Genomic DNA, 26,639 nt, shown 5'->3' with positions numbered 1-26,639 from the left:
TACCTACTATAATATGGCTTAGCTACAATATTTATAGTGTGACTGCAATCCCATGCACTGTGCAATTATCAACGCGCTTAAGTATCCAAACGTGCGTAACTTATACTAAGAAGTGAGACTTAAAAGGCAGATGTTTTTGATATACGAAAAAGCCAGCAGCGCTCGTTTATTAATAGCCAATAATTTCATATTACGCTACTTCAATTCATCGTTTGCTCCGGTCAGCACGCTCGCCACGATGCTAGTTGTAGCCCTTTGCCTGTGCTTTAGCGCATTTGCAAATTCACAAGATTCACAAGATTCGCAGCTCAATCAGGGCTTAGTGTTAAAGCCCGCGCCACTTTTAAACGAAGACTATGAGCGTAAACTGCAGCGAATGTTAGCCAAGCCCGCTGAATTTTTAGACGATGAATCCTCAGCATCTGAGCAGGAGGGCGAATTTGTCACCATGCAGCATTATTATTTAACGGCGCAAGCTCAACTACTCAGCGGTGAGCCTGAGCAGGCCCTAAGGGCATTACAAAACGGACTCAGCTTGGCAGAAAACAGCTCACTGAGTTCAAAGCGTGCCTTAAATGCACTATTTTTTGAAGGAATGGCCAGTATCTACCTGCAGTTGAGCGATTTGCCAAATGCAAGGCAGGCTATTACTGAGGCGATAAACAACACCGCGTTGCCCGACTCTCAGCCAGTCCTAATCCAAAGGCTTGAAATGCGGGCGCTAATCGATTTACAGGCAGGAGCAAGTATTTCCGCGTTGCAAGACTTGCAACTTGCGCTACAACTAGCCTCAACCTTGGAATTAAATGCACAAGAAATCAAACTGGCTACCGAAATTTCAAAGGTTCACCAGCAGCGAAATGAACACGCTATTGCACTAAGCTATGTTCAGCAAGCGTTAGACAAAGCGCAGACAACAAACAATGAGAAAACGCTTCTTGATGTGCTTATCACAAGCATGCCCAGTCTTCTCGCCAGTCGTCAATTGCCCTTGGCAAGTGAACGCTTAGAACGAATAAATGCGCTTCTGCTTAAGCACAGTAACCTGCAGTTAAGCGCCAAAGCTTTGTATTACGCGGGAGAGCTTGCATACAATCAAGGCGACGTGCAAGAGGCGATTGATAAGCTCACAAGCGCACAACAACTGTTTGACGAGCAAACCCTAGAACAAGCCCAAACTCAGCTATTGCTTAGCCGCTCGTATACGGTATTGAACGACATGGACAAAGCCATTAAGCACTTGGTTGACGCTTTTGACGCGGTACAGGGCAACATGAGCGACTTCAATCTTGTGCAGAGTATTCAACTGCACAGAGCAGAACTTCTCGCCAGACTGAATCAATTTGAAGAGGCATTCAAGGTAACAAGAGACGTCATTGCCGCGCGCGATATCAATCAGCCCATTGATGAAGTACGACGCATGTTAGACATGCACACCAATTTTCAATTGCAAATGCAAAAACAGGAAAACATTGAGCTCAAGCAGAAAAATGAATTTCAGTCTTTTGAAATTGAAAATAAGCAGATGTTAAATCGTTTGTTCTTTTTAGTCATTGCTCTGCTGATTTGCATAAGTGCGCTACTATTGCTGATGTTCATACGCAGTCGACGTCATCGGCAAAAGCTTGAGCAAATTGCACATTCAGACGCGCTGACCGGCGTATTTTCTCGTCGGCGTATTTTAGAGATTTTGGATTTTCAGCATGACATGTTTAAGCGTAATCTCCTGCCTTACTGCGTAGCCATCATTGATTTAGATTACTTCAAACAAATCAATGACCGACATGGCCATCAAAAAGGCGATGAAGTGCTCAAAGCCGCAGGTGCAATCGCTCAACAGTCTTTTCGCAAAACCGACAGTATTGGCAGAATTGGCGGCGAAGAATTTTTGTTTATCTTCCCCGATACTCATATTGAGCAAGCAAAACCGTTGTTAGAAAAATACTGTAAGGCACTTTCCAAGGTCAGCACGGAGCTTAAGATTAAGCAAGACACCAGTGCTTCTGTCGGCTTAGTGCAGGCTACAGAGGATGAAATAGCAAGCAACATCATTAGTCGCGCCGACAAGGCAATGTATAAAGCGAAAAACAATGGACGAAATCAAATTGTCACAGCCTGATGAAACACGCCCCAGCTCAAACAGCTTAGATCAGCCCGCTGAAGAAAATATTCCCTTTGGCAGCACACAACCCTCTGATGAAACCTGCTTTTCTAACGCTGCGGTTCCCCTAGAGAATATCTCTATAGTGAGGCTACAGTTAAGCGACATATCTTCGCGCTATCGAAGTATCAACATGGTGATGAGTTTCGCGATCACCTCACTCGTATGTTTGATAATGCTGATTGTGCACCAAGGATGGTTGTTTTCTCCGCCAACAGGATTTGTTGAACCGGGGCCGTGGATAATTTCAGCAGTGGCGCTCTTAGGCGTTGTTAACATCAGCTATCACTTCTTTGCCGATCCTAAAATTAAATATGCTTTACGAGAGCAAGATTTACATTTTCAGTCTGGTCTGTTCTTTCGAAGACTTGTCAGCCAACCCATTCTGAGGATTCAGCATATAGAGTTGAAACGCGGGCCTATAGAGCGAAAGGCTAATTTAGCGACGCTACAGGTATTTAGCGCTGGCGGCATGTCTCACACCTTTGAGATCCCAGGCCTTCCTTATGAAAAGGCGGTGAGCTTGCGCCAATTCATTATTGATCATCGGGACTTATCTATCGATGAATAAAGACGATACGAGCATCGATGAATCAACACCAGTAGATAAAAACCAATCAATTGCAAGTCAAGGCGAAGATGACACTAATAGTGTAAGTGCACAGGCGGTTGAATCTGACTGGGCGCGAGTGTCTCCGGTTGCCATTCTTTATTTCTTTGTAAAAACCATATTCGCCTTTGGCAATGGACTGATTTACGCCCTCCCGGTGGCGGCATTCAATTTAAATACCATTCGAGAGAATCCTGTTCCCGTTATTTCCGGTGTCGTCGCGCTTATGATACTGGTTGCGGTCGCTTCAATCTTGAAATATTTGTTTTATTATTATCGTTTGGGCGATGACAGGGTAGAAATTCGACAAGGTGTAATCAAAAAATCACATCTGGATTTACCTTTTGTAAAGATTCAAAACGTCAAAATTATTCAGCCCTTTTACTATCGCTTTAGTGATTATTCCATCATCGAGCTAGATACTGCAGGCTCTGCCCGACAAGAGGCCAATATCGTTGCTATCCGCTTGCCCAAAGCAGAGCTGTTCAAACAAAGTATTCAGGATACAAACATCGCCCTCAGTGCAAAACAGGCCTCTGAAAACGGTGCTGATTCGATAAATCCAGATGCGATTGATAGAGATAGGGCTGCCTACGAACACAATGAAGAAACAACTCTAAACACACGCTCTATAAAGGATCTTATTATTCACGGCGTTACCAACAACCGCGTGTGGATTTTCCTTGGGTTTTTGGCGCCTTTTTACAACACCATTTCGCAAAACATCGGTCAAGTGTTTAGCGCAATCGGCTTAGATGTCGCCTCCTACCTTAACTATGAAACCCAAACCATTTGGGTCTTCATGCTGCACATTTTATCCATCGTAATGGTGATCATGCTGCTGGTTGTGCTGTTCTCAATTATCGGCTCAATTTTTGTGTTTTACGACTATCGATTGAGCAAACGTGGTCAGCGCTACATAAGACGAAGCGGCTTGTTAAGTAAGCATGAAGTCAGCATGAACAAAAGCCGAATACAGCGTGCAGTGGAGCAACAAGACTGGCTAGACATGTTAATTAAACGCGTAAACGTGCGCTTTGAGCAAAACACCACCGGTCCAAACAATGCGGGGCAAGCCAATCAAATCAACAATGCAAACAAACTGATTGTCCCCTCGGTTACGCCAAACGAAGCCGACAATTTGGTGGCCGATGTGTTTGCGACTGGCAAAACACTCTCACAAATTGCTTTTTTTCATGTGAATCCGCGCCTAATCATTCGCTACTTTTTATACCCTTGCCTACCGTTTATCTTGTTGTTTGGCGCAATTGGCTTAGCAAATGACTATTCTATCCAAGGATGGCTTGGATTCAGTGGCTTTGTATTAGTGCTGTTGGGCGCCTGCGTTTTACGCTGGTACCGCTGGGGATTTGCGCAAGATGCAAATTACGTTTACATTCGAAAGGGCTTTTTTGGACGAGATTTTTTAGTCTTTCCTATTGATAAAATTCAGCAGACTTTACTCTTACAAACCCCTTTGATGAAGTTGAACAAACTCGCTAGCGTCAAGCTGGTATTAGCATCTGGCGGGATGAAGGTTCCCTACTTGCCACAGGCAACTGTTACCAAGCTTATCGACCACGCTTTATTAAGAATTGCCCGCGACAAACCGGCCTGGATGTGAGCACTCACACAATCGCTTTAAATACCCATTGACTGTGTGAATTTAACTCCCGCGACATCTTCCCCTCATAATACAAATAGTTAAGATGCGCTAAGCCTTCTGCGATAGCAAAAAACATGTTGTGAGGGTTCAACTTGCGTTTAAAAAGTACTGCCAAACATTGCTCAACGGTTTTAGGTGTAGCGCAGTGCGTTAACAACGTGGCTAAGTGGCTTTGATGATGCGCAATCAATTCGTCTACCCGTGTATGCAAACCAGTAAAGGGCAGTTTATGTGAGGGTAAAACCTGAGTATCAGCGGGTAAGGCCTTAAATTGCGGCAATGTTTGTAAGTATAGATTAAGCGCATTTGCATCAGGCTCTGTGCTGTACACACCAATGTTAGGCGATATATTTGGCAGAACATGATCACCTGAAATCAATATCTTCTTATCTTCACAATATAAACAGGCGTGTTCTGGGGAGTGCCCACGTCCAATCATTATTCGCCATTGATAATCACCAATGCTAATGCAGCTGTCAGCATTTAAACGCTTAAATCCAAGTGGAATGGGACGTACAACTTTTCCGATTCCCCCTCTTCCCGACATCGCGTTATTAATATATTCTTCGCTCATGCCGCACTTGTTTAAATAGTCTCTGTCATGCCAGTCAGAGGCTCCTCTGCCGCCAGCTACAATAGCGCGAGCAACGAAGTACTCCGACATTGTCATATACAGTGGGGCTTTGAACCGCTCGGATAAATAGCCCGCCATCCCAATATGATCAGGATGCATGTGGGTGACAATGATCTTGCTTAAGCGAATATTAAATTCGCTGAAAATCTGGTCCCATATAAGCTCTGTTGTATTGGTGCCAATGCCAGTATCAATTGCCGCGTAGCCATCCCCATCTTTTATCAAGTATAAATTAATGTGGTCAAGATCGAAGGGAAGTGGCATTCGAAGCCAGAAAATATCAGCGTCAACTTCACGCAGTTGTCCGGTGCTTGGCAAAGCTAAGTCCAGCGGTATTATTTCAGATACGTTTGCCTCAACCGGATCAGTCATCGCTACTTATTCTCCAAGACATGTCTTACACGAAATACAACACAAAAAAAGATGACGCTAGTGTTACCGACCAGCGCCATCTTTGGCAATTCATCAATATGAATACTTAGGGATATCTGTGATGAATTATATACATCTCAACTGTGGTTCAATCTTTAGGCAGTGCAGGTTTGCGTGGTTCCCAGAGCCTATTTAGTTTGATTTTCGTACAAAAACAATTCCGTAGACTCGTGATTTGGGTAGCGGAAAAAGTCCATGTCGCCGTCACCTTCAAAATCAATGGCTACGCCGTTGTATATGCCTTCTGCGCTTAGCACTTGCGATTTACTATACAATGCGCCATCACCTACAAGCAGGCTTACATCGAAATTAGTCGAATCTAAATTTACTGCCCGACCTGAGTTAATGCCGGTTAAAATGTCTTTTTTGCCATCTAGATTGAAATCATATACCTGAAGCGTATGACATGCGGTTATCTCTGGCAGAATTTCACTTTCTTCCCAGTTGGGGAGCCCATCCGTTTGCTGCGTTGCCGTGTATTTTACTAGCGGATATCCCGCTCGCTCTGAATGACACATGAATATATCGTCAACGCCATCGCCATCGGCATCAGTTACAAAGGTCTTAGTGCCGTTTCTTGACCAGTCACCCGTTTGATTATTCCATTTTTCATCCAAGTTTTGCATCGCCCAGTCTTCAGTGATGTTACCTTGCGGGTTGTAAAACACATATGCATTAGCAACAATGTCCTTGAAGCCATCGGCATTGAAGTCACCAATATCCATGCCCTCGTGCAGGGTTTCATCTTGAATGAACTGCACACGCTCCCAATTGTCAGCGTCATGGTGTTTGAAAATGCTTAGCGTGTGTGAATCAAAGGTCAATAGTGCAACATCGAGCAAACCGTCTTGGTCAAAATCCGCAAAATTGACGTCTTTCACCGCATCTGGCACGTCACCTATATAATGTGGGTTCCAACCCTCACCCGTATTTTCATACCAGAAAATCTCTGCTGTGGCGCTGGCATCAGTCCATTCGCCTGGGTGCTTAATACCCACAACATCGGTGTCACCATCTTGGTCAATATCGGCGACTTCTAAATCGCCACCGGCGAACAAACCACCTGTAGGAGGCACATCAGCAATAATGATCTTCTCCCACATTCCTTCTTCGCGCTGCCCTTTGTAATAGCCAAGTGAGCCACCACTTGCGTTATTGTTAATAAAGACTAAATCTGCCAGACCGTCACCATCGATATCGCGCGCTGTGTGCGCCCAGAAAAACTTGGCGTCGCCAATTACCTTGCGGTCAACAAAATCAACGCCAATGATCGCATTTGCCGCCGTTGTAGCCATCGCCTCAACTTCAGCTTTCTTTTGTTCGGCCTGCAGGTCTTGTGCAGAACTTGGTTCGGCTTCTTGCTCCTGCGCCGGCTGACAGGCAGCCAACAAACACGCGCTGGCTATAATCGTAAGAGGTGTTTTGAACTGCATATTAGGACTCCGTTGAATAGTAGGAAACTTGTTGGTTAATAAACCGTGTAATGTCTTCATGAGCCTGTGTATCGCTTACACCCAGAGGCGCTAGACCAAATAGAAAGCTTTGCTTGCCGATTAAGCCTGGTGCGCCGCTTCCATCTCTGCCGAAACCAAACACCACCATCCCGTCAGGACTGTTTGCACCGGCTTGCGTATTGCCTAAATATGACATTACATCTGGGGCATTATCATCAGTTAACTGGGCAAGATACAAAGACTGTTCAACACTTGAGTGCGAAAAGTATGCCCAATCAAATTCCCCTTCTTTTACGCTACCTTGATAAAAGTCCGGCGTGTCAGATTGAAAGCCAAGGGTGTTCGTGCCGTAAGTAGATTGGCTAAGATCATATACACCTCCTGGCGTTCCCTCGTACAAAAACCAGTATGGAACATCTGCTGGGGCTTTCAATATCTGCATCTTCACGCCTTGTGGATAAAAGGAATACTGCCATTGCCAATTGCCGCTAGCGCTGGTGCTGACAACACGTTTTTCATCAACTTGCGAAGTTTGCATAGTGTCAAAGCCCGGATGGCCCGCGCCGCTATCGGCCTTTTGACCGCGGTCGTTGTTGGGGTCATGAATCGCGTTGGGGATCCCTCTAAACGCACCGGCAGCAGCCGCAGGGTAATCCCCCCACGGCTGCATCTTAAAATTTACCCAATCGTTCCCCCTTACATCAATGATGCTTGAAAAACCGCCACCTGCTCTATCCAGTAAATAACTGGCGCTGGGCGTTTTCACTAGAAAGTGCGCGCGCTCTAAATGCTCAACTTCACTAATAGATATATTGGATATAGCCGGATTTAACCAAATATGCACAAACTGATGCTGATCCCAGCCTGCGCTGATAATGTCTAAATCGCCATCACCGTCAATATCAACCAGCTGCGTACCTAAGTGGCTCTCTTTACCGGTATCAATCACAGATTGAGTGAAGTTACCGTTTCCGTCGTTTTGCCAAAGCTCCGTTTCTAAAACTTCACCCTTGTGTTCAGCAGTAATTAAATCTAAATCGCCATCTTGGTCAACGTCACCAATATCTAAGTTATTCATCGAAAACTGCGTGACCAATACTTCACGCTCCCACGCACCATCGCTAGTTTGAACAAACTTCACCATCTGTGCATCTGGCTCAAGACCGGGGTAGCGCTCTTCAGTGAAAACGATATCCCCTAAACCGTCACCATTGAGATCTGCAATTTCAACACGGTCGATGGGATGGGAGCCTTTTCCGACATAATGGGATTGCCATTGTCCGTCCATGTTTCCTGGGTTTTCATACCAAAGCACTTCTTTAGGCTCTGGATCGCCCTCTGGACGCCGACCCGCGGCTAAATCAATGTCACCGTCGCCATCTATATCGCCAACGCCAATACCTTCGTCAGAGGTGTTTGCAGCAACCAGTTGTTTTTGCCATCTAACGCTGCCATCGTCGTTTGAGTGAGCCTTAAACGCGAACAAGTTGCCGTTACCGGCAATGATAAATTCGTTTCTCTGGTCACCAACTATATTTGCAACCGTAAAGCCTTGGCTATTTACATGTGTGGTAGCAGGCACTTCGCCAATATTAGTGCGAGTAAAGCCACCCTCATCATTCATTTCATACCAATACAGCTGCGGAAGCGCTTGGGCAATAATATCGAGCTTATCGTCACCGTCTGCATCGATAATCAATATTCCATCAACATTGTCCCCTAAATCCAGTCGTTGCCATTGACTCGCGGGAACACCTGTCGCGCTATTTTTTTGAAGATACACATAACGACCTGACAAAATATCCATTAAACCGTCACCGTTCACATCGCCAGCAGCAAGTCCAAAATAGCGCAGCCATTCTGGTTCGGCCCAATCACCCCACATTTGTTTACTGTCATCCACTTGAATATATTGCCAATCAAGCGCAGGCATTGCTGATGCGGTAGATACGCTTTTAGCTACTTGCTCTTTTGTATTCATTGCCATATCGGGCGCAGCCTCGCTTTCACTTATCGCCTCAGCTTCATTATTCGCAGCTGGCTGGCAAGCAGTTAGTGCAAAAGCACACATACCTGCACCAAAAAGTCGGCGTGAATTTGTCAGAGAACAAGCGCGAAACAAGGAGGATGTAAGAACTGAAAAACGTGAGCGAAATACTGTCTGATGAATAGGCATAGCGTCTCCTGATAAATGAATGAACAAGTATGTGATAGTGAGTTTCGAAATAAAGTTATGATATTTGCTTTATCATGTTTAATATTTACAATTAATTCACATTTTACTTGGCGTTAAAGCCTTGTCAGCTAAGCCAAGCCACAATCTTGCAAATAACGTCTTCCACTGGCTGCCCATTGCTAATCGACAAGGTACGGGGTTCTTTGATTGGCCGCTCGAGCGTTTCAAACTGGCTTTTTAAAAGCGCGGTCGGCATAAAGTGAGCGCGCTGGGACATACGCTTTTCCAAGGTATCAAAATCGTTATCTAAAAATATCGTGTATAAATTCGTTTCGCCTTCACGAAGCTGATCGCGATAAGCACGTTTTAGCGCAGAACATGCGACAACGAGCGTTTTATTCTCTCGCTTTGCTCTTGCAAATTTCTTGGCAATTTGTTTTAACCAAGGTTTGCGATCCTCATCATTAAGTGCCTCTCCTTGCGACATTTTCTGAATATTTTCCTGTGGATGTAAATCGTCTCCATCAATATAGCTACCGTCCAGAGACTTCGCTAAATTACTTGCTATGGTGCTCTTACCTGAACCACTCACCCCCATAACAAGTACCCGCAACGGTTTGATCGTTTTCACATCGTTCTGGTCGTGGTCATTCATAAGGCTTAAGCAAGTTTGTTATTGTTTTGTAAATATTTTCAGTTTACATTGATTGGCGCTTCAGTTGTATCAATTTGCCACACAAGGAATGTAAATCTCGTGCTTGCCAATTTCCCTCTACTTCTTGCCCTGCTAGCTATTGTCAGTTTATTAATTTGCATCATCTATTTACGCATACACGCTTTTATCGCCTTGATTCTAATTAGCGCGCTTACTGCCGTGTTTGGCGGTGTGACAATTGACAATATTGTACCCACCATGATGCAGGGATTTGGTTCAACGCTAGCATCTGTCGCCTTATTAGTGGGTCTTGGTGCAATGATTGGCAAAATTTTAGAAGTGACTGGCGGTGCACAGGTGCTAGCCGATAGTTTAATCAATCGATTTGGCATTTCCCGTGCACCATTTGCCCTTGGTATAGCTTCTCTACTATTTGGTTTCCCTATTTTTTTCGATGCCGGTTTAATTGTTATGCTGCCGGTAATTTTAAGCGTTGCTGCACGCTTTAAAGGTTCAGTACTGCTATACGCCCTTCCCGCTGCAGGTGCATTTGCCGTAATGCACGCTCTAGTGCCGCCCCACCCGGGCCCCGTGGTAGCCGCAGATTTACTCGGTGCAGACATCGGCAACTTATTGTTTTGGGGGGTACTGGTGTCGCTTCCAACTTGGTATTTCGGCAGTTATCTTTTCGCCAGATGGATTGCGCCGCGCTTCGATGTGCCTCTTCCTTCTTTATTTAGTGCCTCACACAATGACGCTTCTGCGCCAAATGACACTCATCTATCAGAAAGTCTGCCGCCGCTAGGCCAAGTATTAAGCATCTTACTTTTGCCACTGTTGCTCATTTTTTTGAACACGGGCATCAGCACTTACCTCGTCGCCTACAGTATTGAAAACAAATCAACCTTACTAATGGTGCTTCAAACGATCGGGCAAACCCCTATCGCATTGCTCATCACACTGTTGATATGTCTATTGTTATTTTTACCGAAGTTAGGTAAACAAAAGCTTCATGACCTATGTAACGATGCACTCGCTCCGATTTGCGCGATTATTCTGGTCACCGGCGCTGGCGGCATGTTTGGAGGTGTGCTCAGAGCTACGGGAATTGGAGATGCATTATCTAATGCGCTAAGCGATACCGGCATGCCAATCATTGTCGCTGCATTCGTTATCGCAGCCAGCCTGCGCATAGCACAAGGCTCGGCCACCGTTGCTTTAACCACTACAGCAGCCTTGGTTGCTCCCATGCTCGCCACGCAAGCCCAGCTCTCGCAAGCTGATTTGTGTTTCATTGTTATCGCTATTGCGGGCGGCGCAAGCGTTTTATCCCACTTCAATGACTCCGGCTTTTGGCTGGTTAGCCGCCTCTTCGGCATGGACGAAAAAACAACGCTTCGCACATGGACACCCATGGTGACGCTAATTGGGTTGTTTGCGTTTTTGTTTGCAGGCGTGTTGAGTTTGGTATTTTAACCTGAATCCTGTTTAAGGAATGAAGCAAGCTTCTGTTTTACATACTAAATCTATTTTTACCACGAGCTCTAGACTTTGTATGAGGCGTTTGGGCTTTGATGTGGGGGCTAACCTTAAGAAAGTGTGCAAAGACATGGATGTCTTTGCTCAAGCGCCCAAGGATGGCGAAGAGCGACTTTCTGAAGGTTAGCCCCCACATCAAAGCCCAAACGCCTCATACAAAAAACCCCGCCAAAGCGGGGTCAAACACCTAGGGTGGTATTAAAACTTAAGAGAACAAAACTTGGTTAAGACGGTTCTCAAGCATTTCTTGCTGACCGCTTTTATGACTAGGAGAAATGTTATTATCAACTGCCAACTTCGCTAAATCTTCAAGTGAGCTTTCACCTTTTAAGATTTGACTGCCTAATTGGCCATTCCAATTCTTATACCGCTCGGAAACTTTCTTGGCTAGGAAGTCATTTTCAAGAATTTTCGCAGCCTTTTTAAGCGCAATGGCCATGTGATCCATACCGCCAATATGGCCAATAAACAAGTCTTGCAAATCAACGCTTTGACGACGTAGCTTACAGTCAAAATTAAGTCCGCCGGTTGAGAAACCACCGGCTTTGATAATTTCATACATTACCAAGGTCAGCTCTTCTACATTAGTCGGGAACTGATCCGTATCCCAGCCGTTTTGCTCATCACCGCGGTTTGCATCAATACTCCCAAAAATACCCAAGCTAATCGCCGTCGCAATTTCATGATGGAAGGAGTGACCAGCAAGCGTTGCATGGTTTGCTTCAATGTTCACTTTAAACTCTTTCTCAATGCCGTACTGCTTCAGGAAACCATATACCGTGGCAGTATCGTAATCATACTGATGTTTTGTCGGCTCTTGAGGCTTCGGCTCGATAAGCAGTGCACCGGTAAAGCCAATTTTGTGCTTGTGCTCAACCACCATTTGCATAAAGCGACCCAGTTGTTCACGCTCCTGACGCAGGTCAGTGTTAAGCAAGGTTTCATAACCTTCACGACCTCCCCACAAAACATAGTTTTCACCGCCAAGGCGCTTTGTGGCGTTCATTGCATGAAACACTTGCGTTGCGCCATAGTTAAAGATTTCAGGATCAGGACTTGTTGCAGCACCGCCAGCATAACGTGGATTGCTGAATAAATTTGCGGTACCCCAAAGTAGCTTAAGGCCCGTCTCTTCCTGTTTTTGCTCTAACACATCGACCATTTCACCAAAATTGGCCACATACTCTTTGATTGAATTGCCTTCTGGCGCAACGTCAATATCGTGGAAGCAGTAGTATGGAACAGTAAGCTTGCTGAAAAACTCAAAAGCAGCGTCAGCTTTCGCTTTAGCTTGCTGCATTGGGTCAGCAATTTTTAGCCATTCCCTGCCAAAGGTGCCCTGTCCAAATACATCCGCACCGTCCCAACAGAAGTTATGCCAGTAACATGCTGCAAAACGCAAATGCTCTGCCATTGTTTTACCGGCAACAAGCTCATCAGCTTTATAATGCTTAAACGTAAGCGGGTTTTCGACTTGTGAGGGGTCGAAAGTGATTTTATCAATATCTTTAAAATACATAACTTTTTCCAATCGTTAGTGGATGTCGCGCCGGTATTGAGCGTTACTTCTAATTAAACTGCTTAGTATTATTCGTTGATAATACCGTATCGTTGGTTACATCAAGGCCATTTCACTATCGGTGAGCATGTGTGATAAGCTCTGTCCTTAGCGGGTAAACAAGGGCGCAAGCTGCTGATATATTTGCTTGAAGCGCACCCGCCGCTTGCTAAACATTGCATGGCGCTCTGCGTTTGGCTGATACACCGCAATTGTCTGAGGCTGTTGACAAATCTCTGCCAAAGATGATTGCTTATCAACGGCTAATTGCGCTAAACGCGCCGCACCCAAACCAGGCCCCACTTCTCCCGCCTCGCAAAAGGTAATGGGAATATTAATGACGTCCGCCAACAGTTGACGCCAAGCTTCATTTTTAGCGCCACCACCAATCAGCATAATTTCCTCGGCTCGTGTACCAGATGCATGCAGCGCTTCAACCCCATCGGCAAAGGCGAGAGAAACGCCCTCTAATACGGCATTGAACATCGCCTGCTTATCGCTCTCGTGCGTTAAGCCGAAAAAGTTTCCCTTTGCGTGCGGATTATTATGCGGCGTTCTCTCCCCGCTTAAATAAGGCAGAAAGTAAGGAGAATCCTCGTTAACACTAATATCCTTACCAATCTCGGCGAATAGCTCAGGCAATGGCTGCTTTAGCACACTATCGGCAAACCAGCTCACGCACGATGCAGCGCTTAGTAGCACTGACATTAAATGCCACGTGTTTGGCAAGGCATGGCAGAAGCTGTGGACAGCAGACTCAGGGTTGCTAGTGTAAGTGTCTGAAACGACAAAATACACGCCTGAGGTGCCTAAAGATAACATAGCCTGACCCGGCTGGGTTAAGCCAACGCCCACAGCACCGGCCGCATTATCACCACCGCCAGCCACAATCGGAACCGCATTCATGCCCCATTTTTGCGCAAGCTCACTCGACAGATGCCCAGTAATATCCGAACCTTCGAAAAGTGCTGGCATATGCTCTTCGTTCAACGCACATGCTGCGAGTATTTCTTTACTCCACTTACGCTTGCCTACGTCCAACCACATAGTGCCCGCCGAGTCAGACATATCGCTCGCATAGTCCCCCGATAAGACATATCGCAAATAGTCTTTGGGCAAAAGCACTTTAGCGACTTTAGCAAAATTTTCTGGTTCGTTGTTTTTGACCCACAAAAGCTTTGGCGCAGTAAACCCAGGCATCATCAAATTGCCTGTGATATCACGGCTATTCGGTACGGCCTGCTCCAGCAACTTGCATTCTCGCTCGCTACGCCCGTCGTTCCACAAAATGGCAGGGCGAATCACTTGTTCGTCAGAATCTAGCAGCACCGCACCATGCATTTGACCGCTTAAACCTATAGCCTCAACTCGGCGTAAATCGTGGTCAGATGCAAGCTCACCCATGCTCATATGCAAAGCATCAACCCAATCTTGAGGCGCTTGCTCACTCCACAGAGGTGCAGGCCTTGACACAGACAAGGGAGCACTTGTTGTTGCAAGCACTTGTCCGTTTCGCTGGGTGAGCACTATTTTGACGCCTGAAGTGCCTAAATCAATCCCGATATACATATTCGTTAAATTTTATGTTAATAATTTGTAACGTATGGTGTATGATGAAGTGAAATCCAACAATTACGAAATTTTGCAATTAAATTTCGTAATTTTCTGGCTAACCGGTTGAAACCATTTAACGAAATGGAGATTTGGAGTCGTATTCATGTTTTCCGCTGCTCACAGTATTAGTTTGTTGTTTAACGCCAATAAAGTTTTTGACCGCCAGGTCATCGAAGGCATTGGACATTATTTGCAGTCTACACAGGTAGATTGGGACGTTTATCTTGAAGAGGACTTTCAGTGTCGTCTCGATCACATACATGAATGGGGCGGAAACGGCATCATCGCAGACTTTGATGACCCGCAAATACGCGCAGCTCTCAAAGATATAAAAATCCCTATCGTCGGCGTTGGCAGCTCCTACGCGGACGAATCGCTTTATCCAGAAGTGCCCTACGTAGCAACCGACAACACCGCGATTGTGAAAAGTGCTTACGAGCATTTGAAACAAAAGGGTATGGAACGCTTCGCGTTTTATGGTTTACCGGTAGACGAAGGCCACTTATGGGCGCATGAACGCGAACAGGCGATGCTTGATTTATGTAAAACCGATTCTCGCGAGTGTGCTTTGTACCGCGGCCAGCCAACGAGCGCAGAAACTTGGCAGTACAATATGAATCGTTTAGCTGATTGGCTTGATTCTTTGCCAACGCCTATCGGTATTGTTGCGGTGACAGACGCCAGAGCGAGACATTTATTACAGGCCTGTGCAAACATTAACCGCCTGGTCCCTGATCATATTTGCGTTGTAGGTATTGATGATGATGACATCGCAAGAAATTTGTCGCGCATTAGTTTAAGCTCTGTCACGCAAGGCTGTTTTGATATGGGCTTTCAAGCGGCAAAGCTGCTTCACAAGCGCATGGACAATCCTAACTTAAAAGACCGACGCGTCACCATTCCACCTGTGGGTGTGGTAGAACGTCAATCGTCCGATTTCAAATCAATTCAAGACCCTTATGTAATGCAAGCAATGCACTATATCCGTCAGCATGCATGCAGAGGAATTAAAGTAGGGCAAGTGCTGGATCATATCGGTATTTCTCGCTCAAACCTTGAAAACCGCTTTATGGAAGAGCGTGGGCACAGCGTCCATGCCGCTATTCACCAGGAAAAACTCAATCGTGCGTGTGAGCTCTTATCTAATTCGAACAAACCCGTAAAAGAGATTGCATTGGTGTGCGGGTATCGTTCATTGCAGTATCTGTATGCAGTGTTCAATCAACATTTTGGGATCACCCCCAGTGAGTATCGTAACCGTAATAAAATGAAAGCGAGTGCATAGGTAAGCGCCGATCAAAGTTTAAAAAAGGCCGCGAATTGCGGCCTTTTTAATGGATAAAAAATACTATCCCTTCATATCCTCGAGTTCGATACCTTTGGTTTCATGAACAAACTTCAGCACGAACAGAATCGATACGACAGCGCCGGCAAAGTAGAAAGAGTAAGCACCTGCTAGGCCAATACCGGTTAACATCACTGGGAACATCATTGTCACTAAGAAGTTGCTTGTCCATTGCGCAGCACCAGCAATCGCGAGCCCTGACCCGCGGATTTGATTTGGATACATTTCACCAAGCATTACCCACATCACCGGTCCCCAAGACATGTTAAAGAAGAAAACAAAGGCATTAGCCGACACTAGTGCAACTAGACCCATATCTCCTAAGTCCAGATTGCCGTTTGCTTGAACCTTTGCTGTTGCAAATACCAGCACCATGATGCCAAGAGCAATCGACATACCAATTGAGCCAATCATAAGCAGCGGTTTACGGCCAATTTTTTCAATCAATGATATGGTGATAATGCAGGCAACAATACTCACCGCACCGGTTATCACATTCGTTAGCAATGCATCGCTTTCAGAAAAGCCTACTGCCTGCCAAAGCACCGCACCGTAGTAGAAAACAACATTTATTCCCACAAGCTGCTGAAAGGTCGCTAAACCAATGCCTACCCACACTAAGGGGCGTATTTTGTTGCTTGTTTTATCCACTAAATCTGCAAACTTTGGCGCTTCTGTAGTAGCCACCGTTGCTTCAATTTCAGCGATTTTTGTTTGAGCAATTTGCTCACCGTATAGTTTAGTGAGTACGGTTTTAGCGGCACTTAACTTATTGCTTAGCACCAAATAACGTGGGCTTTCTGGAATAAGGAAAAGCAGCAGCAAGAACAACACTGCGGGAAACATCTCCATCCAGAACATCCAACGCCATGCTTCAAATCCCATCCAGAATTCAGTGGTGGACGAACCTGCAATATCTGCTAAAAAGTAGTTACTCAAAAATGACGAAAACAAGCCGAATATGATAGCAACTTGCTGAATGGTGGTTAGCATACCCCGATAACGCGCTGGTGCTATCTCACTAATATATGCAGGTGCCATAACAGACGCAGCCCCCACCGCTAAACCACCTAAAACACGATAGAAGATAAACTCGCCCGAGCTTTCAGCGATACCTGAACCCCAAGCACTAATTAGGAAAAATGCAGCTGCCACAATCAGCAGTGTTCGTCTTCCATATAAATCTGCGAGACGACCAGCAATAAAGGCGCCGACTGCACAACCAAGCAGCATGCTTGCAACATTAAAACCGGTGCCAATGCTGTCGGCATTAAACGCTTGCTGCAAGCCATCAACAGTGCCGTTAATCACTCCGCTATCGAACCCAAATAAGAATCCGCCAATGGTCGCGACAACGCTGACCAAAATGATGAATCCTGTATTTTCGGTGTGTTGTGTACTCATTTATCTTCCTTTCTCACTATCTGCCTGATTCACGCATTGGATCATGCAGGACTGCTATTGGTTGCAAGTTAAAATAGCTATGTTTAAGCTAAAACAAAACTACGATGTAGAGCAACTTTGATGTCACTTCCCAAATTGTTTTATGGCTTGGGCACCATTCTTTTTGCCGTTTTTGCCTATTTACAGTTCAACGATGCAAGCCAATACGGCAACCATGATGCTTGGATATGGATTGTCTTATATGGCTTTGCAGCACTGATTAACCTTTCGTCTTTACTCACCGCACTTCCAAACGCCATTCTGTATGTATGGCTAGGTTTTACCTGCGGAAGCTTGCTGTTTAGAATGCAAGACGACCAGGGTAATTTACATCTTGATTGGCTTAATCCCAGTCAGTATTGGAATGAAGCCGGTACGCAAATGGTTCAACAAACCAACGAGTCTGGTGGGCTTGTAATCTTAATCGTTTGGGCCATTTTGCATTTGCTCGTTAGTAAACGCAGCAATAAAAAACGGCTGTGATAAACAGCCGCTTTTGTAACTAGTGAACACCTAAACTCTTAAGATATTCGATGCTCTTTGGCACTTGGCGCTCCACCCGAGACGATTCATCTTCGATGAAATAATATTTAATACCCTGCTTTTTCGCCTCTTCAACTACTGCAGCAATACCCACGTCACCCTCACCCAATACTACGTTGGTTTCAACATCTTGCTGGCCGCGAGTGTTATTTTCAGTCCCTGGTAAACGGTCTTTTAAGTGCAGTGTTCTAAATCGCCCAGGATATTTTTGTAGGTATTCGACTGGATCCCCACCGCCGTTTTTAATCCAAAAAACGTCCATTTGGAAATCAGCTTCGGTCACGTTTTGCACCATATAGTCAAGCAAAGTGCCATCTTCGTGCGGGATCAACTCATAACCATGAGGATGATACTGGAGGGTCACGCCATTTTGCGCCAAGATCTTCCCCGCTCTATTCATTACCTCAACCGCTTCTTTAGTATGCTCATAACCAAATTCGCCCTCATGAGGTATCCAATAGAAAGTGGCGAACTTAGCGCCGTAAAAGGCTGCTTTATAAGCCACCGCCATTGGATTATCACGAACTTCTTCGTAGTTGGTGTCAACGCTCACTACTTGCAAGTCGTGCTTGATAAGCTCATTCTTATAATCGTAAATTGAGAGGCCGTATAAATTTCCAGCCGCTTCTAACAGCTCTAAGTCCCAACCCTGAATAGTCGAAAATGTGTCGGAAACCCCGTTTGCTTCAAATTGATTTCGTAAGCTGTAGACCTGAATACCCATTTCGTGGGCAAACGCACTTGTAGTTACGCCAGCAAGAATGCACGCTGCGAGGGTGTTTTTTAGATATTTAGAAATAAACATGTGCTCTCCAAAGCTCAAGATAAGTGCCTAGCTACTGCGTACCTGTTTTCTGATGGTCGAAAACATATATCATTCGCTAGGTGTATACATTTTGTTAACATCATGATTGTAGTCATAAGCAAGCAAAACCCGTTAACAGTATTTCGGTTTAGACTAAGACGTATTCGGCGTTACATACCTTAAAAGTTATCTTTAATAAAATACTTAAATCAATTATATCAACAACTTACAATAATCCATAATGCGTGGCAGGTGCTAAAAAGCAGTATAGACCACGCGTATCGCTTTACTCTTTCGCCGAATTAGTAGCATCTTTAACCGAATACCTCTTAACTCATTAGTCTCGCTTTTAGGTCTAATTGTAACAATATTTTAACGAAAACGCTGAGCAAAAGCGGAAAAAGAGCCAAATATGCTGCATGCCTTGAAACACAATTGTTGCTCACACCCCATATTAAAAGTATTGGCATTTGCCTATGTCGCTCTAAATGCAACTTCTAGCAATGCAAGTGAATCAAATGCCGTAGCCATAGCCAATAATCCCAACATTCACGTGATGGGCCGCAGCCTAATTAACGCTTATGAAGGCGATGCAAAAAGCGATTCGCCTAGTGAAGTCATAAAAATGAGTTATCCGGGCGTCACTTTGTTATTCAATGCGCTCGCCAAAAGAGTCACGCTTACCGCGCGCAGCAATTCGGGGCGTGGTCGTATTGACGTCGTAATCGACGGCGAATTCAGTCATACCCTTGATATCTCCAAAGAGCTTAACACTTATCCCATCACCTATTCTGAAACGGTAGCACGGCACCAAGTGCAATTAGTCAATCGCTCGGAAAGCTGGCAAAGCATCAATGAGCTTCACTCATTGACTCTTGAGCAAGGCGCACTAGCATCACCACCAAAACTACCTTCAAGAAACATTTTGGTGGTGGGTGACTCCGTTAGCTGCGGCGCTGCTGTCTCGCGCGGCGCTCAGTGCGATACAAAAATTAACGGTCATGATGCGCGCAGCAGCTATGGCTACAAGCTTGGCGAAAAGCTTGACGCAAATGTTCATCTAGTCTGTTTTGGTGGACGAGGTATTATACGAAGCTGGAATGAAAACCCCGACGACATCCAAGCGCCGGCATTTTTTGAAAAGTCCTTGCCGTTTGAAAATATCGATGCACCTTGGGATCATGCGCAATATCAACCCGAAGCTGTCATTGTTAGCCTTGGCACGAATGACTTTAATCCTGGGATCCCAGACAGACGCAAGTTTGTTTCCGCTTATGTGCAATTTGTGCAGCGCATTGCCCAAGTCCATCCCAAGGCTATGATTATGATAACAGAGGGCGCGATGCTCAATAACGGCGTACCCGAGCGACAAAACAAAACTGTTGTTCAAGGCTATCTTAGCGAAGTTGTTGAACAGGCCAATGTAGATTCGCTAGTTTACGAAAAAGCAAATCATTATCCAGGCGACAGCTGTGACCCTCATCCAACTGCAAAGCAGCACGAAAAGATGGCGCAAGACCTAGAACAGTCGCTTAGACAAAGGTTGAATTGGTAGAACTTCTTAGTAAAAGAACAAAAGAGTGAAAGATGAAAACGATCGCGATTAAATTGAGCCAACTTAAAATTCCCTTGCTTATGGCAATAGCGTTTTGCATCAGCATCAATGCTTCTGCGCAGTTAACAGAAGCTCAACGATATGAAGAGTCGAAAAAGACCGAAGTTTGGAAACCGGTGCCACCAAAAGTTGAGGCCATGCCTAATCAGCCACCGTCAGACGCCATTATTTTGTTTGATGGAAACGGCATTGATAGCTGGGAAGCGATAGACGGCTCAGATGCACCTTGGGATCATTCACCATATGCAATGACGGTTAGAGCTGGAAGCGGCGACATCGTCAGCAAGCAGTCTTTTTGTGACGTACAAATGCATATAGAGTGGCGCACCACGCGAGAAGACGACAAAACGGGACAGAACAAAGGAAACAGCGGGATTTTTTTGCAAAGCCGCTATGAAATTCAGGTGCTCGATACATATCAAAACTCAACCTATCCCAATGGTCAGGCGGCGTCAATTTACAAGCAGTTTATTCCCTTAGTCGATGCGTCCCGCCCCGCAGAGGAGTGGCAGACATACGATATCATTTACACCGCGCCGCGTTTTACTGGTTCCGAATTAACAAGCCCGGCAAGGCTCACACTGTTGCACAACGGCGTCCTAGTTCACAACAATGTTGAGCTTAAAGGACAAACCGAATGGATTGGTGAACCAAAGTACTATGCACATGAATGTTTACCCATCAAATTGCAAGATCACGGCAGTGCAAACAGTTTTAGAAACATTTGGATACGCGAAATTTAAGGTCTGTTGACGCCACATATTTTGAGAAGCGTCCACATCTGCGTCCAGGCAAAAGGAAGAATTACATGCTTAATCGTGCAACAAAAAGCGCAAAAAAAATGCGTCCAGCCATTCTTTACTCAAATCTACAAATAAAACCTTCTGCTCGTATGATGCTACTAACATTGTGCGCAAGTTGCTTATTTAGCGTGCAGGCTACTATGAGTGTGAATGACTCTCAGGAATCATCAGAAAAATTAGTATTTAATCAGGATTTTTTCAAAGATGCACCGCATTGGCAGGTATCCGATGCCCTGACTGTTGAAGGAACTGAGTTTTCAATCGGCGAGCTTGGAAGCGGCCACATCATCCTGACGCCGAAAGATGTCAATACAGACTTTGAAGACACAAGCTCGCATATTATGTCGGCTCCCTATTTCAGCGACAAAATTGTCAGCTTTGAATTTATGCTCTCGAGCGACGGCATGAGCGATGCGCTGCTGATGGGGCGATATCCGGTGCGTCTTTCAAAAGGCTCAGGCAATAAGGCGAGTTTTGATTCTCCTGGCGCAGTAGGCCAATTTTGGGATGAATGGAACAAAGACAACTCCAGGCGCCAATGGGGGGGCAGCTTACCGCTACAAGCGCTGGAACTAGCCCCCTATCAATGGCATCACTTTGAAGCACAATTTAGAGCACCTCGACACGATGAAGGGCACAACAAAGTCGAAAACGCCTTCATAATCTCAGTGAAAATAAACGGTGAGCTTGTACAAGAAAATGTGATTGCAGAGTCCCCAGCTCGTAACGCTACCTTTCATTGGGAAGAGCTCAATGGCCCATTGGTGTTCGATGCAATTTCAGGACAAAGCGCCGTTCGCAATGTACTGGTATCAAGAGCTGACTTTTCCAATATCGTGCTACCGGAAAACAGTGGCGAAGCCACGAATGCTGAAGAACTTATCAACTTCGTTGAAGTAGGGAAAAGCGCCTTTAAAAACTACGGATGCGCCGAATGCCATTCCGTTAAAGCAGATGACCCCTCTGTAAAAACAGGGCCTAATCTGTATGGATTGTTTACTCGCGACCCACGAAAGCGTGGCGTGCAGAATCAAGAAAAACATGAATACGAAGTGCGAGCAGATCTCAATTATTTAAAGCGGAGCATCCGAAACGCAGAGGCAGAGCTTGCGCTGGTCGAATCCGGCGCAAAGGCAGGGGAGGCCTATCTCCCCATCATGCCTCGATACACCACGCAGGTGATCCCCGATAAAGACATTAGCGCCATCTACTCTTTTTTGTTGGCGCGCAATGATTTGTGGAATCAAGGAACTGTGGTTCAGCTAGAGTCGGCAGAAGGCCCTCAAGAATATGATCCAATGACAGATCCGATGCAGTTTTTAGTGCAAGACAGAATTCGCATTCAGCGCGGTCCATTGCCTGAGGTCAGCGGCAGGGCGATTAATGTCGGACACCCAAACGGCTTACATTACAGCTTTGACCCCCGCAGTTTATCAATAGCAAAGATATGGAAAGGCGGATTTTTAGAAACTTCTGGCGAATTAAGTGGCCGTGGTGGTAAGGCATTTGACATAGGTTATCAAGCCATTGAGACTAATTTGGGCAGTTTCTCAGGCCTCATTCGCCCGCTTAATGCCGCAGGTAAATTAATCGATTTCTCGTTTAAGTCTCCAGTATTTGACGATATTGAGACCGTAAAACAAAGCGCTTATTCCGAGAAAAGTTTTGAGCAACGCGCTAATGAACAAGACGCAAGGTTTAAAGGCTACTTCAGAGACTCAACTAAGCCTCTTGCGCCTGTGACCTTCTTTTATAACATCAGCGGAAACGATATTGCCATTACCCATGAATTTACGCAAAACGGTGATGTCACGATTATTCTCGAAGGACAAATTAATGATGAACAGCGCTTCGCGATTAACCAAGATCTGTTAAAGAATATCAAGCTTGAAGGTGCAAGCTTAGATGCTAATCATATTGTATTGAGCAAAGGCCTCAATCGACAGGCTATTCTGACGGCAAGTATCACGGTTGCAGAAACGCCATGGCTTGCACCAGACAAGCGCTTTGATTACGAAAATCAAACATTTGAATCTGAGCAAGCAACTGCCAACTTGCCCAATGGCTACGCTATCGAAAACTGGTATGCACCTAAAGACAACGCTGGGCGTCAACAATTATTCGAAGCAATGGGCATAGATACGACTAAAGACGGTCAAGTACTTGTTTCAACGCGAACGGCTGGTGTTTGGCGATTAAAAGACGATAAGTGGCAACTTTTTGCAGAAGGCATTTTTGACAGCCTAGGTATGCTTAGCGAGTCAGACGATGGCTCTGTGGCGGTCGTTGGAAATAAGGCTGAACTTACGCGCATAAAGGATATAAATGGCGATGGCATAGCCGATCAATTCGAAACCTTATTTGATTCATTCACCAACGCAGCTAATTATCATACCTATGTGCACGGCCCAACGCGGGATGTCCAGGGTAATTATGTGCTTACGCTAAATCTAGCTGATGGAAAAAGTGCTATCTACAACGCCGGTGGAAATGTCATGGGCAGCCATGGCGGCTATGTAGGTTGGGCAGTACGTATCTCACCAGAGGGCAAATATGAGTACTTTGCAAATGGCCTTCGCAGCCCTGCTGGCTTAGGTGCGGATCCAAGCGGACAAGTCTGGTATGCCGATAATCAAGGCGATTTTGTCGGTAGCTCTAAAATTTTCATGTTAGAAGATGGAAAGTTCTACGGTCATCCCGCGGGCCTAATTGATGAACCCAATATGACACCTGATTCGCACGAAGTCAGTTGGGAAGCGGTAATCCCTCGCAAAGAAAAGGCGGCTGTTGTAGTGGCGCATGGCAAAGTGGCTAATTCCTTAGGTAATCCCGTTTGGGATACCACTGGGGGTGCTTTCGGCCCCTTCGCAGGCCAGATGATCATTGGCGACCAAACTCAGTCGAACTTGACGCGCACCGTATTTGAAAAGGTAAACGGTCAATGGCAGGGAGTCATGATCCCCTTCGCAAGCGGTATGGAGTCTGGTGTAATGCGCCCGGTATTTTTGCCAGACAATAGCCTGCTGCTTGGCCAAACGGGGCGTGGATGGCAGGCAAAAGGTGGGAATCCTGCAGCACTTCAGCGGATTTCATATGATGGGACAACGGTTGATTTACACATTAAAAACGTGCGCATCACCGAAGATGGCTTTAAGGTATATTTAACCAAAGCGCTGCCACCAGAATTAGCTGCTGATATTGCAACACTGAAACAATCAGTATCCATAAATTCATGGACTTACAGAGACGCTCCTGCATATGGCTCGGAAGAAATGGGCGCTAAAAATGATGCAATTAAAAGCATTGTTCTTGGCAATGATAACACCGTAGTGAATATTAGCTTAGAACAAGCAAGCATTCCGAAAGTGCACGAGCAGCAAACGGGACGCGTATTCCACATTAACCTTGAACATGGGAGCATTGCTGAACATGGCAAGCAAGCTGATTTGCATGCCTTCTATTCTGCTCACGCCTTTCGAGAGAATGATTGAGCAATACGTTCTAGTTAACAAACTTAGATAATAATCGTAAGTAGTTGGTTTGATACTTATTACTGTTCTCGGTCACTTCCCAAGAATTGATTGGCCAACTTGTGTTGAAGTCCATATACGATTTTTGCGGCGGCGAATTAGCAGGAGGACTCAAGACCTGTGCACCACAAAGCTCATTGTTCTCGTCGCTTCCGCACATTGAAGGACAACAGTCATCCCAGAAATAGCGCGGATTGGGGCCACCCACCAAAAACCCCGGGGCAGGCCCAGCTTGAGATTCCAAAGCATGTTCCCACCGACTAGAGCCGTCGACAAACCAAGCATGATAAAACTCGTTCACTGAATTCTCGGCGCCTGCGTGATACATGTTTGATAAATACACCTTGCCCAAAGGATTAACGCCGTGTATGTAGTTCAGGTAATTTAAAGCAGCTTGCGCCTCATCAAGCTCAGTATCATGCCTCAGTCCCCGCAAGGCGAATTCATAAAACAAGCTGCCTTGATTAGCCTTAATCGCATTGCTTCCCCAAGTGTAAGTCTGCAGATGCGCAAGATACGGGTCTCTTATATCTACTTGCGCGGCGATATTGTGCGGGCCGTTTTTCATACCATGAACAAAGTCCGATCGAATTCGCTGTCGCAGTGTTTTTCTTACGCTAGGTATCTCAGAAAAATACAATAGATCACGCACTTCTTCTGCCCTGAAGGCATTAACGGCCCGGTGCTTACCCAGCTCTGCAAATTCAGGATAGATATCGTCCACAACTGAGTGCAGTGCCTTGTCTTGCGTTAAGGCATATAGATAAATGGCCGCGCTCATGGTTTTGCGCATTCGACGGTCATCGCTGACTTCTTGTTGCCCTGCGCCTAAGCCTTTGGTACCAGAAGCTTCATCATTGTTTTTAAAAATCACATCGGGGTTAGCCTGAGCCCAGCCCCATGCCGATAGTGCCCTTTTTGATAAATCACTTGAGCTGTTTTTAAGACTTACGGCCTGTTCGCCATCTAGAGAGTCTGCAAGTTCACTAAATACGACGCTAGCATATGCAAAAGCAGCCGCAGTCGTTAGTGTCGCTGAGGTATTTGCATTGCCATAAAGACTCATACCCCTCGCGTCTGAGGGTGGGCTGGCTTCGTCTAAGCCAACAATGGACAGTAATGAGCCATCTTCATTTTGCATACGCCTTAACCATGCAATCCCATATAAGGTTTCATCAATAATATCGGGGATCCCGTTTCCAGATTCGGGAATATTAAAATCATCTGTCCAAGCAGCTTTGTTTTCCTCAAAAGCACTCAGTAGCCCAATGACGTAATCCGCTGTCCAGTTTGTATATTTATTGTAATCGCCCGCATCATACCATCCGCCACTGAGGTCACGCTCCGTAGTGTCACTTTGCATTTGGCTATATAGGCGCGCCTTCTTATCTTGTGGGTGACTCGCCGCATCTTGCCATTTCTTATCTGCAAATGGAGGCCGCTTTGCAAATCCTGCGCGTTGGTAGTAAAACACCCTGAAAGCATCTTTAAGGACTGTCTTGTAAACGTCTGCGCCTACCCTAAATACATAGGATTGATGCTTGTACTTTGGGTCAACGAGATAGTACTTACCCACCTCGCGCAACGTCGAAAAGTCTGCATGGTACGCCATGTCACCGGAGCTGCTATCCACTTTTCCCTTGTTCCAAATTTGAAGAGTTATGGTCATGACTACTTCATTTGAGGGATACTTACGCAGTTCTATTGTCGGACTAAATTCATGGTTAAGAGATGCATCAAAGCCTTGTTTAGGGTTTCTTAAAACTGCAATCTTTCTCGCTTGTGGCAAATATCCAAACTGATCGACCACGATGGCGGGCCCAGCCTCAGCATAATTCGCAATAGTAGATTTAGCGGAGAAAATAGGCTCAGATAGCTTTATCTGTGTGTAGGCATTACCATGAACTATCATGAAAATCGTCATCCAGAGCGCGGGAACGCTATAACTTCGCGCCATAAAAAAAACCAGAAAGCGATGCTTTCTGGTTTTAATGCTAGCGTGAATGTCGATAGCGGACTGATAGCATTTGCTAGTGACATTGTTCAACATGTTTGT

Annotated in this window: 18 protein-coding genes; 9 read left to right on the top strand and 9 right to left on the bottom strand. The window is 45.5% G+C overall.

Annotated elements, in window-relative coordinates; all coding sequences use genetic code 11:
• Positions 1–136 precede the first annotated feature (136 nt).
• From PN836_RS18450 to PN836_RS18440, 3 genes are read left to right on the top strand one after another with little or no spacing between them, the layout of a single operon-like run.
• Positions 137–2,119 carry a diguanylate cyclase gene (locus PN836_RS18450; RefSeq protein WP_395341172.1) on the top strand — a complete coding sequence of 661 codons (1,983 nt, stop codon included), beginning with the start codon at positions 137–139 and terminating at the stop codon, positions 2,117–2,119.
• Positions 2,091–2,732, top strand: coding sequence for a PH domain-containing protein (locus tag PN836_RS18445; protein ID WP_395341169.1), 642 nt, complete (start codon positions 2,091–2,093; stop codon positions 2,730–2,732). The genes PN836_RS18450 and PN836_RS18445 overlap by 29 nt, the downstream gene beginning before the upstream one ends.
• Entirely contained in the window at positions 2,725–4,395 is a 1,671-nt protein-coding gene (locus tag PN836_RS18440; protein ID WP_395341166.1) for a PH domain-containing protein, read from the top strand. The genes PN836_RS18445 and PN836_RS18440 overlap by 8 nt, the downstream gene beginning before the upstream one ends.
• A gap of 4 nt (positions 4,396–4,399) precedes the next feature.
• Here the strand turns inward: PN836_RS18440 and PN836_RS18435 are convergent, their stop codons facing one another.
• The 4 genes from PN836_RS18435 to PN836_RS18420 all read right to left on the bottom strand — a co-directional run bounded on the left by PN836_RS18435 (position 4,400) and on the right by PN836_RS18420 (position 9,788).
• Entirely contained in the window at positions 4,400–5,443 is a 1,044-nt protein-coding gene (locus PN836_RS18435; protein ID WP_395341163.1) for an MBL fold metallo-hydrolase, read from the bottom strand.
• 188 nt (positions 5,444–5,631) lie between these two features.
• A complete protein-coding gene (locus PN836_RS18430) occupies positions 5,632–6,936 on the bottom strand; it encodes an FG-GAP repeat domain-containing protein (RefSeq protein WP_395341162.1) in 1,305 nt (434 codons plus the stop codon).
• Between the two features lies 1 nt (position 6,937).
• Positions 6,938–9,028 (bottom strand): FG-GAP repeat domain-containing protein, encoded by a 2,091-nt coding sequence (locus PN836_RS18425; protein WP_395341159.1) that lies wholly within the window; start codon positions 9,026–9,028, stop codon positions 6,938–6,940.
• Between the two features lie 229 nt (positions 9,029–9,257).
• Positions 9,258–9,788, bottom strand: coding sequence for a gluconokinase (locus tag PN836_RS18420; RefSeq protein WP_395341157.1), 531 nt, complete (start codon positions 9,786–9,788; stop codon positions 9,258–9,260).
• Between the two features lie 99 nt (positions 9,789–9,887).
• Here PN836_RS18420 and PN836_RS18415 point away from each other — a divergent pair, with 99 nt between their 5' ends.
• Complete coding sequence (locus tag PN836_RS18415; RefSeq protein ID WP_395341153.1) at positions 9,888–11,264, top strand: GntP family permease; 1,377 nt, start codon at positions 9,888–9,890, stop codon at positions 11,262–11,264.
• A gap of 268 nt (positions 11,265–11,532) precedes the next feature.
• Here PN836_RS18415 and xylA read toward each other — a convergent pair whose 3' ends face one another.
• Entirely contained in the window at positions 11,533–12,846 is a 1,314-nt protein-coding gene (gene xylA, locus PN836_RS18410; RefSeq protein WP_395341151.1) for a xylose isomerase, read from the bottom strand.
• 147 nt (positions 12,847–12,993) lie between these two features.
• Entirely contained in the window at positions 12,994–14,454 is a 1,461-nt protein-coding gene (gene xylB / locus PN836_RS18405) for a xylulokinase (RefSeq protein WP_395341149.1), read from the bottom strand.
• Positions 14,455–14,602: 148 nt separating this feature from the next.
• On the opposite strand from xylB, the gene PN836_RS18400 reads away from it, so the two are divergent.
• A complete protein-coding gene (locus tag PN836_RS18400) occupies positions 14,603–15,784 on the top strand; it encodes a XylR family transcriptional regulator (protein WP_395341146.1) in 1,182 nt (393 codons plus the stop codon).
• 63 nt (positions 15,785–15,847) lie between these two features.
• Here PN836_RS18400 and PN836_RS18395 read toward each other — a convergent pair whose 3' ends face one another.
• On the bottom strand, positions 15,848–17,248 hold the full coding sequence (locus PN836_RS18395; RefSeq protein WP_395341144.1) for a sugar porter family MFS transporter: 1,401 nt from the start codon (positions 17,246–17,248) through the stop codon (positions 15,848–15,850).
• 120 nt (positions 17,249–17,368) lie between these two features.
• On the opposite strand from PN836_RS18395, the gene PN836_RS18390 reads away from it, so the two are divergent.
• Positions 17,369–17,770 carry a transmembrane 220 family protein gene (locus tag PN836_RS18390; protein ID WP_395341141.1) on the top strand — a complete coding sequence of 134 codons (402 nt, stop codon included), beginning with the start codon at positions 17,369–17,371 and terminating at the stop codon, positions 17,768–17,770.
• A gap of 19 nt (positions 17,771–17,789) precedes the next feature.
• On the opposite strand, the gene PN836_RS18385 is transcribed toward PN836_RS18390, so the two are convergent.
• Positions 17,790–18,635 (bottom strand): sugar phosphate isomerase/epimerase family protein, encoded by an 846-nt coding sequence (locus tag PN836_RS18385; RefSeq protein ID WP_395341138.1) that lies wholly within the window; start codon positions 18,633–18,635, stop codon positions 17,790–17,792.
• 412 nt (positions 18,636–19,047) lie between these two features.
• Between PN836_RS18385 and PN836_RS18380 the strand changes: the two genes are divergently transcribed.
• From PN836_RS18380 to PN836_RS18370, 3 genes are all read left to right on the top strand, one after another.
• Positions 19,048–20,190, top strand: coding sequence for an SGNH/GDSL hydrolase family protein (locus tag PN836_RS18380; RefSeq protein WP_395341136.1), 1,143 nt, complete (start codon positions 19,048–19,050; stop codon positions 20,188–20,190).
• Positions 20,191–20,222: 32 nt separating this feature from the next.
• On the top strand, positions 20,223–20,993 hold the full coding sequence (locus PN836_RS18375; RefSeq protein ID WP_395341133.1) for a 3-keto-disaccharide hydrolase: 771 nt from the start codon (positions 20,223–20,225) through the stop codon (positions 20,991–20,993).
• A gap of 65 nt (positions 20,994–21,058) precedes the next feature.
• A complete protein-coding gene (locus tag PN836_RS18370) occupies positions 21,059–24,544 on the top strand; it encodes a hypothetical protein (protein ID WP_415926378.1) in 3,486 nt (1,161 codons plus the stop codon).
• Between the two features lie 10 nt (positions 24,545–24,554).
• On the opposite strand, the gene PN836_RS18365 is transcribed toward PN836_RS18370, so the two are convergent.
• A complete protein-coding gene (locus PN836_RS18365; RefSeq protein ID WP_395341127.1) occupies positions 24,555–26,633 on the bottom strand; it encodes a glycoside hydrolase family 9 protein in 2,079 nt (692 codons plus the stop codon).
• Between the last annotated feature and the right edge of the window lie 6 nt (positions 26,634–26,639).

Origin of the sequence: Ningiella algicola (assembly GCF_028401415.2) — a bacterium.
Classification (GTDB): domain Bacteria; phylum Pseudomonadota; class Gammaproteobacteria; order Enterobacterales; family Alteromonadaceae; genus Glaciecola.
The sequence above is the reverse complement of the archived record's forward strand: the minus strand, read 5'-3'. Positions and strand labels throughout refer to the sequence as shown.

Excerpts from the sequence above, each read along its gene's own strand:
- PN836_RS18400 (WP_395341146.1), top strand. The coding sequence starts at position 14,603 with ATGTTTTCCGCTGCTCACAGTATTAGTTTGTTGTTTAACGCCAATAAA.
- PN836_RS18435 (WP_395341163.1), bottom strand. The coding sequence starts at position 5,443 with ATGACTGATCCGGTTGAGGCAAACGTATCTGAAATAATACCGCTGGAC.
- PN836_RS18365 (WP_395341127.1), bottom strand. The coding sequence starts at position 26,633 with ATGTTGAACAATGTCACTAGCAAATGCTATCAGTCCGCTATCGACATT.
- PN836_RS18425 (WP_395341159.1), bottom strand. The coding sequence starts at position 9,028 with ATGTGTGCTTTTGCACTAACTGCTTGCCAGCCAGCTGCGAATAATGAA.
- PN836_RS18445 (WP_395341169.1), top strand. The coding sequence starts at position 2,091 with ATGGACGAAATCAAATTGTCACAGCCTGATGAAACACGCCCCAGCTCA.
- PN836_RS18370 (WP_415926378.1), top strand. The coding sequence starts at position 21,059 with ATGCTTAATCGTGCAACAAAAAGCGCAAAAAAAATGCGTCCAGCCATT.
- PN836_RS18385 (WP_395341138.1), bottom strand. The coding sequence starts at position 18,635 with ATGTTTATTTCTAAATATCTAAAAAACACCCTCGCAGCGTGCATTCTT.
- PN836_RS18380 (WP_395341136.1), top strand. The coding sequence starts at position 19,048 with ATGCTGCATGCCTTGAAACACAATTGTTGCTCACACCCCATATTAAAA.
- PN836_RS18420 (WP_395341157.1), bottom strand. The coding sequence starts at position 9,788 with ATGAATGACCACGACCAGAACGATGTGAAAACGATCAAACCGTTGCGG.
- PN836_RS18390 (WP_395341141.1), top strand. The coding sequence starts at position 17,369 with ATGTCACTTCCCAAATTGTTTTATGGCTTGGGCACCATTCTTTTTGCC.
- PN836_RS18440 (WP_395341166.1), top strand. The coding sequence starts at position 2,725 with ATGAATAAAGACGATACGAGCATCGATGAATCAACACCAGTAGATAAA.
- PN836_RS18375 (WP_395341133.1), top strand. The coding sequence starts at position 20,223 with ATGAAAACGATCGCGATTAAATTGAGCCAACTTAAAATTCCCTTGCTT.
- xylB (WP_395341149.1), bottom strand. The coding sequence starts at position 14,454 with ATGTATATCGGGATTGATTTAGGCACTTCAGGCGTCAAAATAGTGCTC.
- PN836_RS18395 (WP_395341144.1), bottom strand. The coding sequence starts at position 17,248 with ATGAGTACACAACACACCGAAAATACAGGATTCATCATTTTGGTCAGC.
- xylA (WP_395341151.1), bottom strand. The coding sequence starts at position 12,846 with ATGTATTTTAAAGATATTGATAAAATCACTTTCGACCCCTCACAAGTC.
- PN836_RS18430 (WP_395341162.1), bottom strand. The coding sequence starts at position 6,936 with ATGCAGTTCAAAACACCTCTTACGATTATAGCCAGCGCGTGTTTGTTG.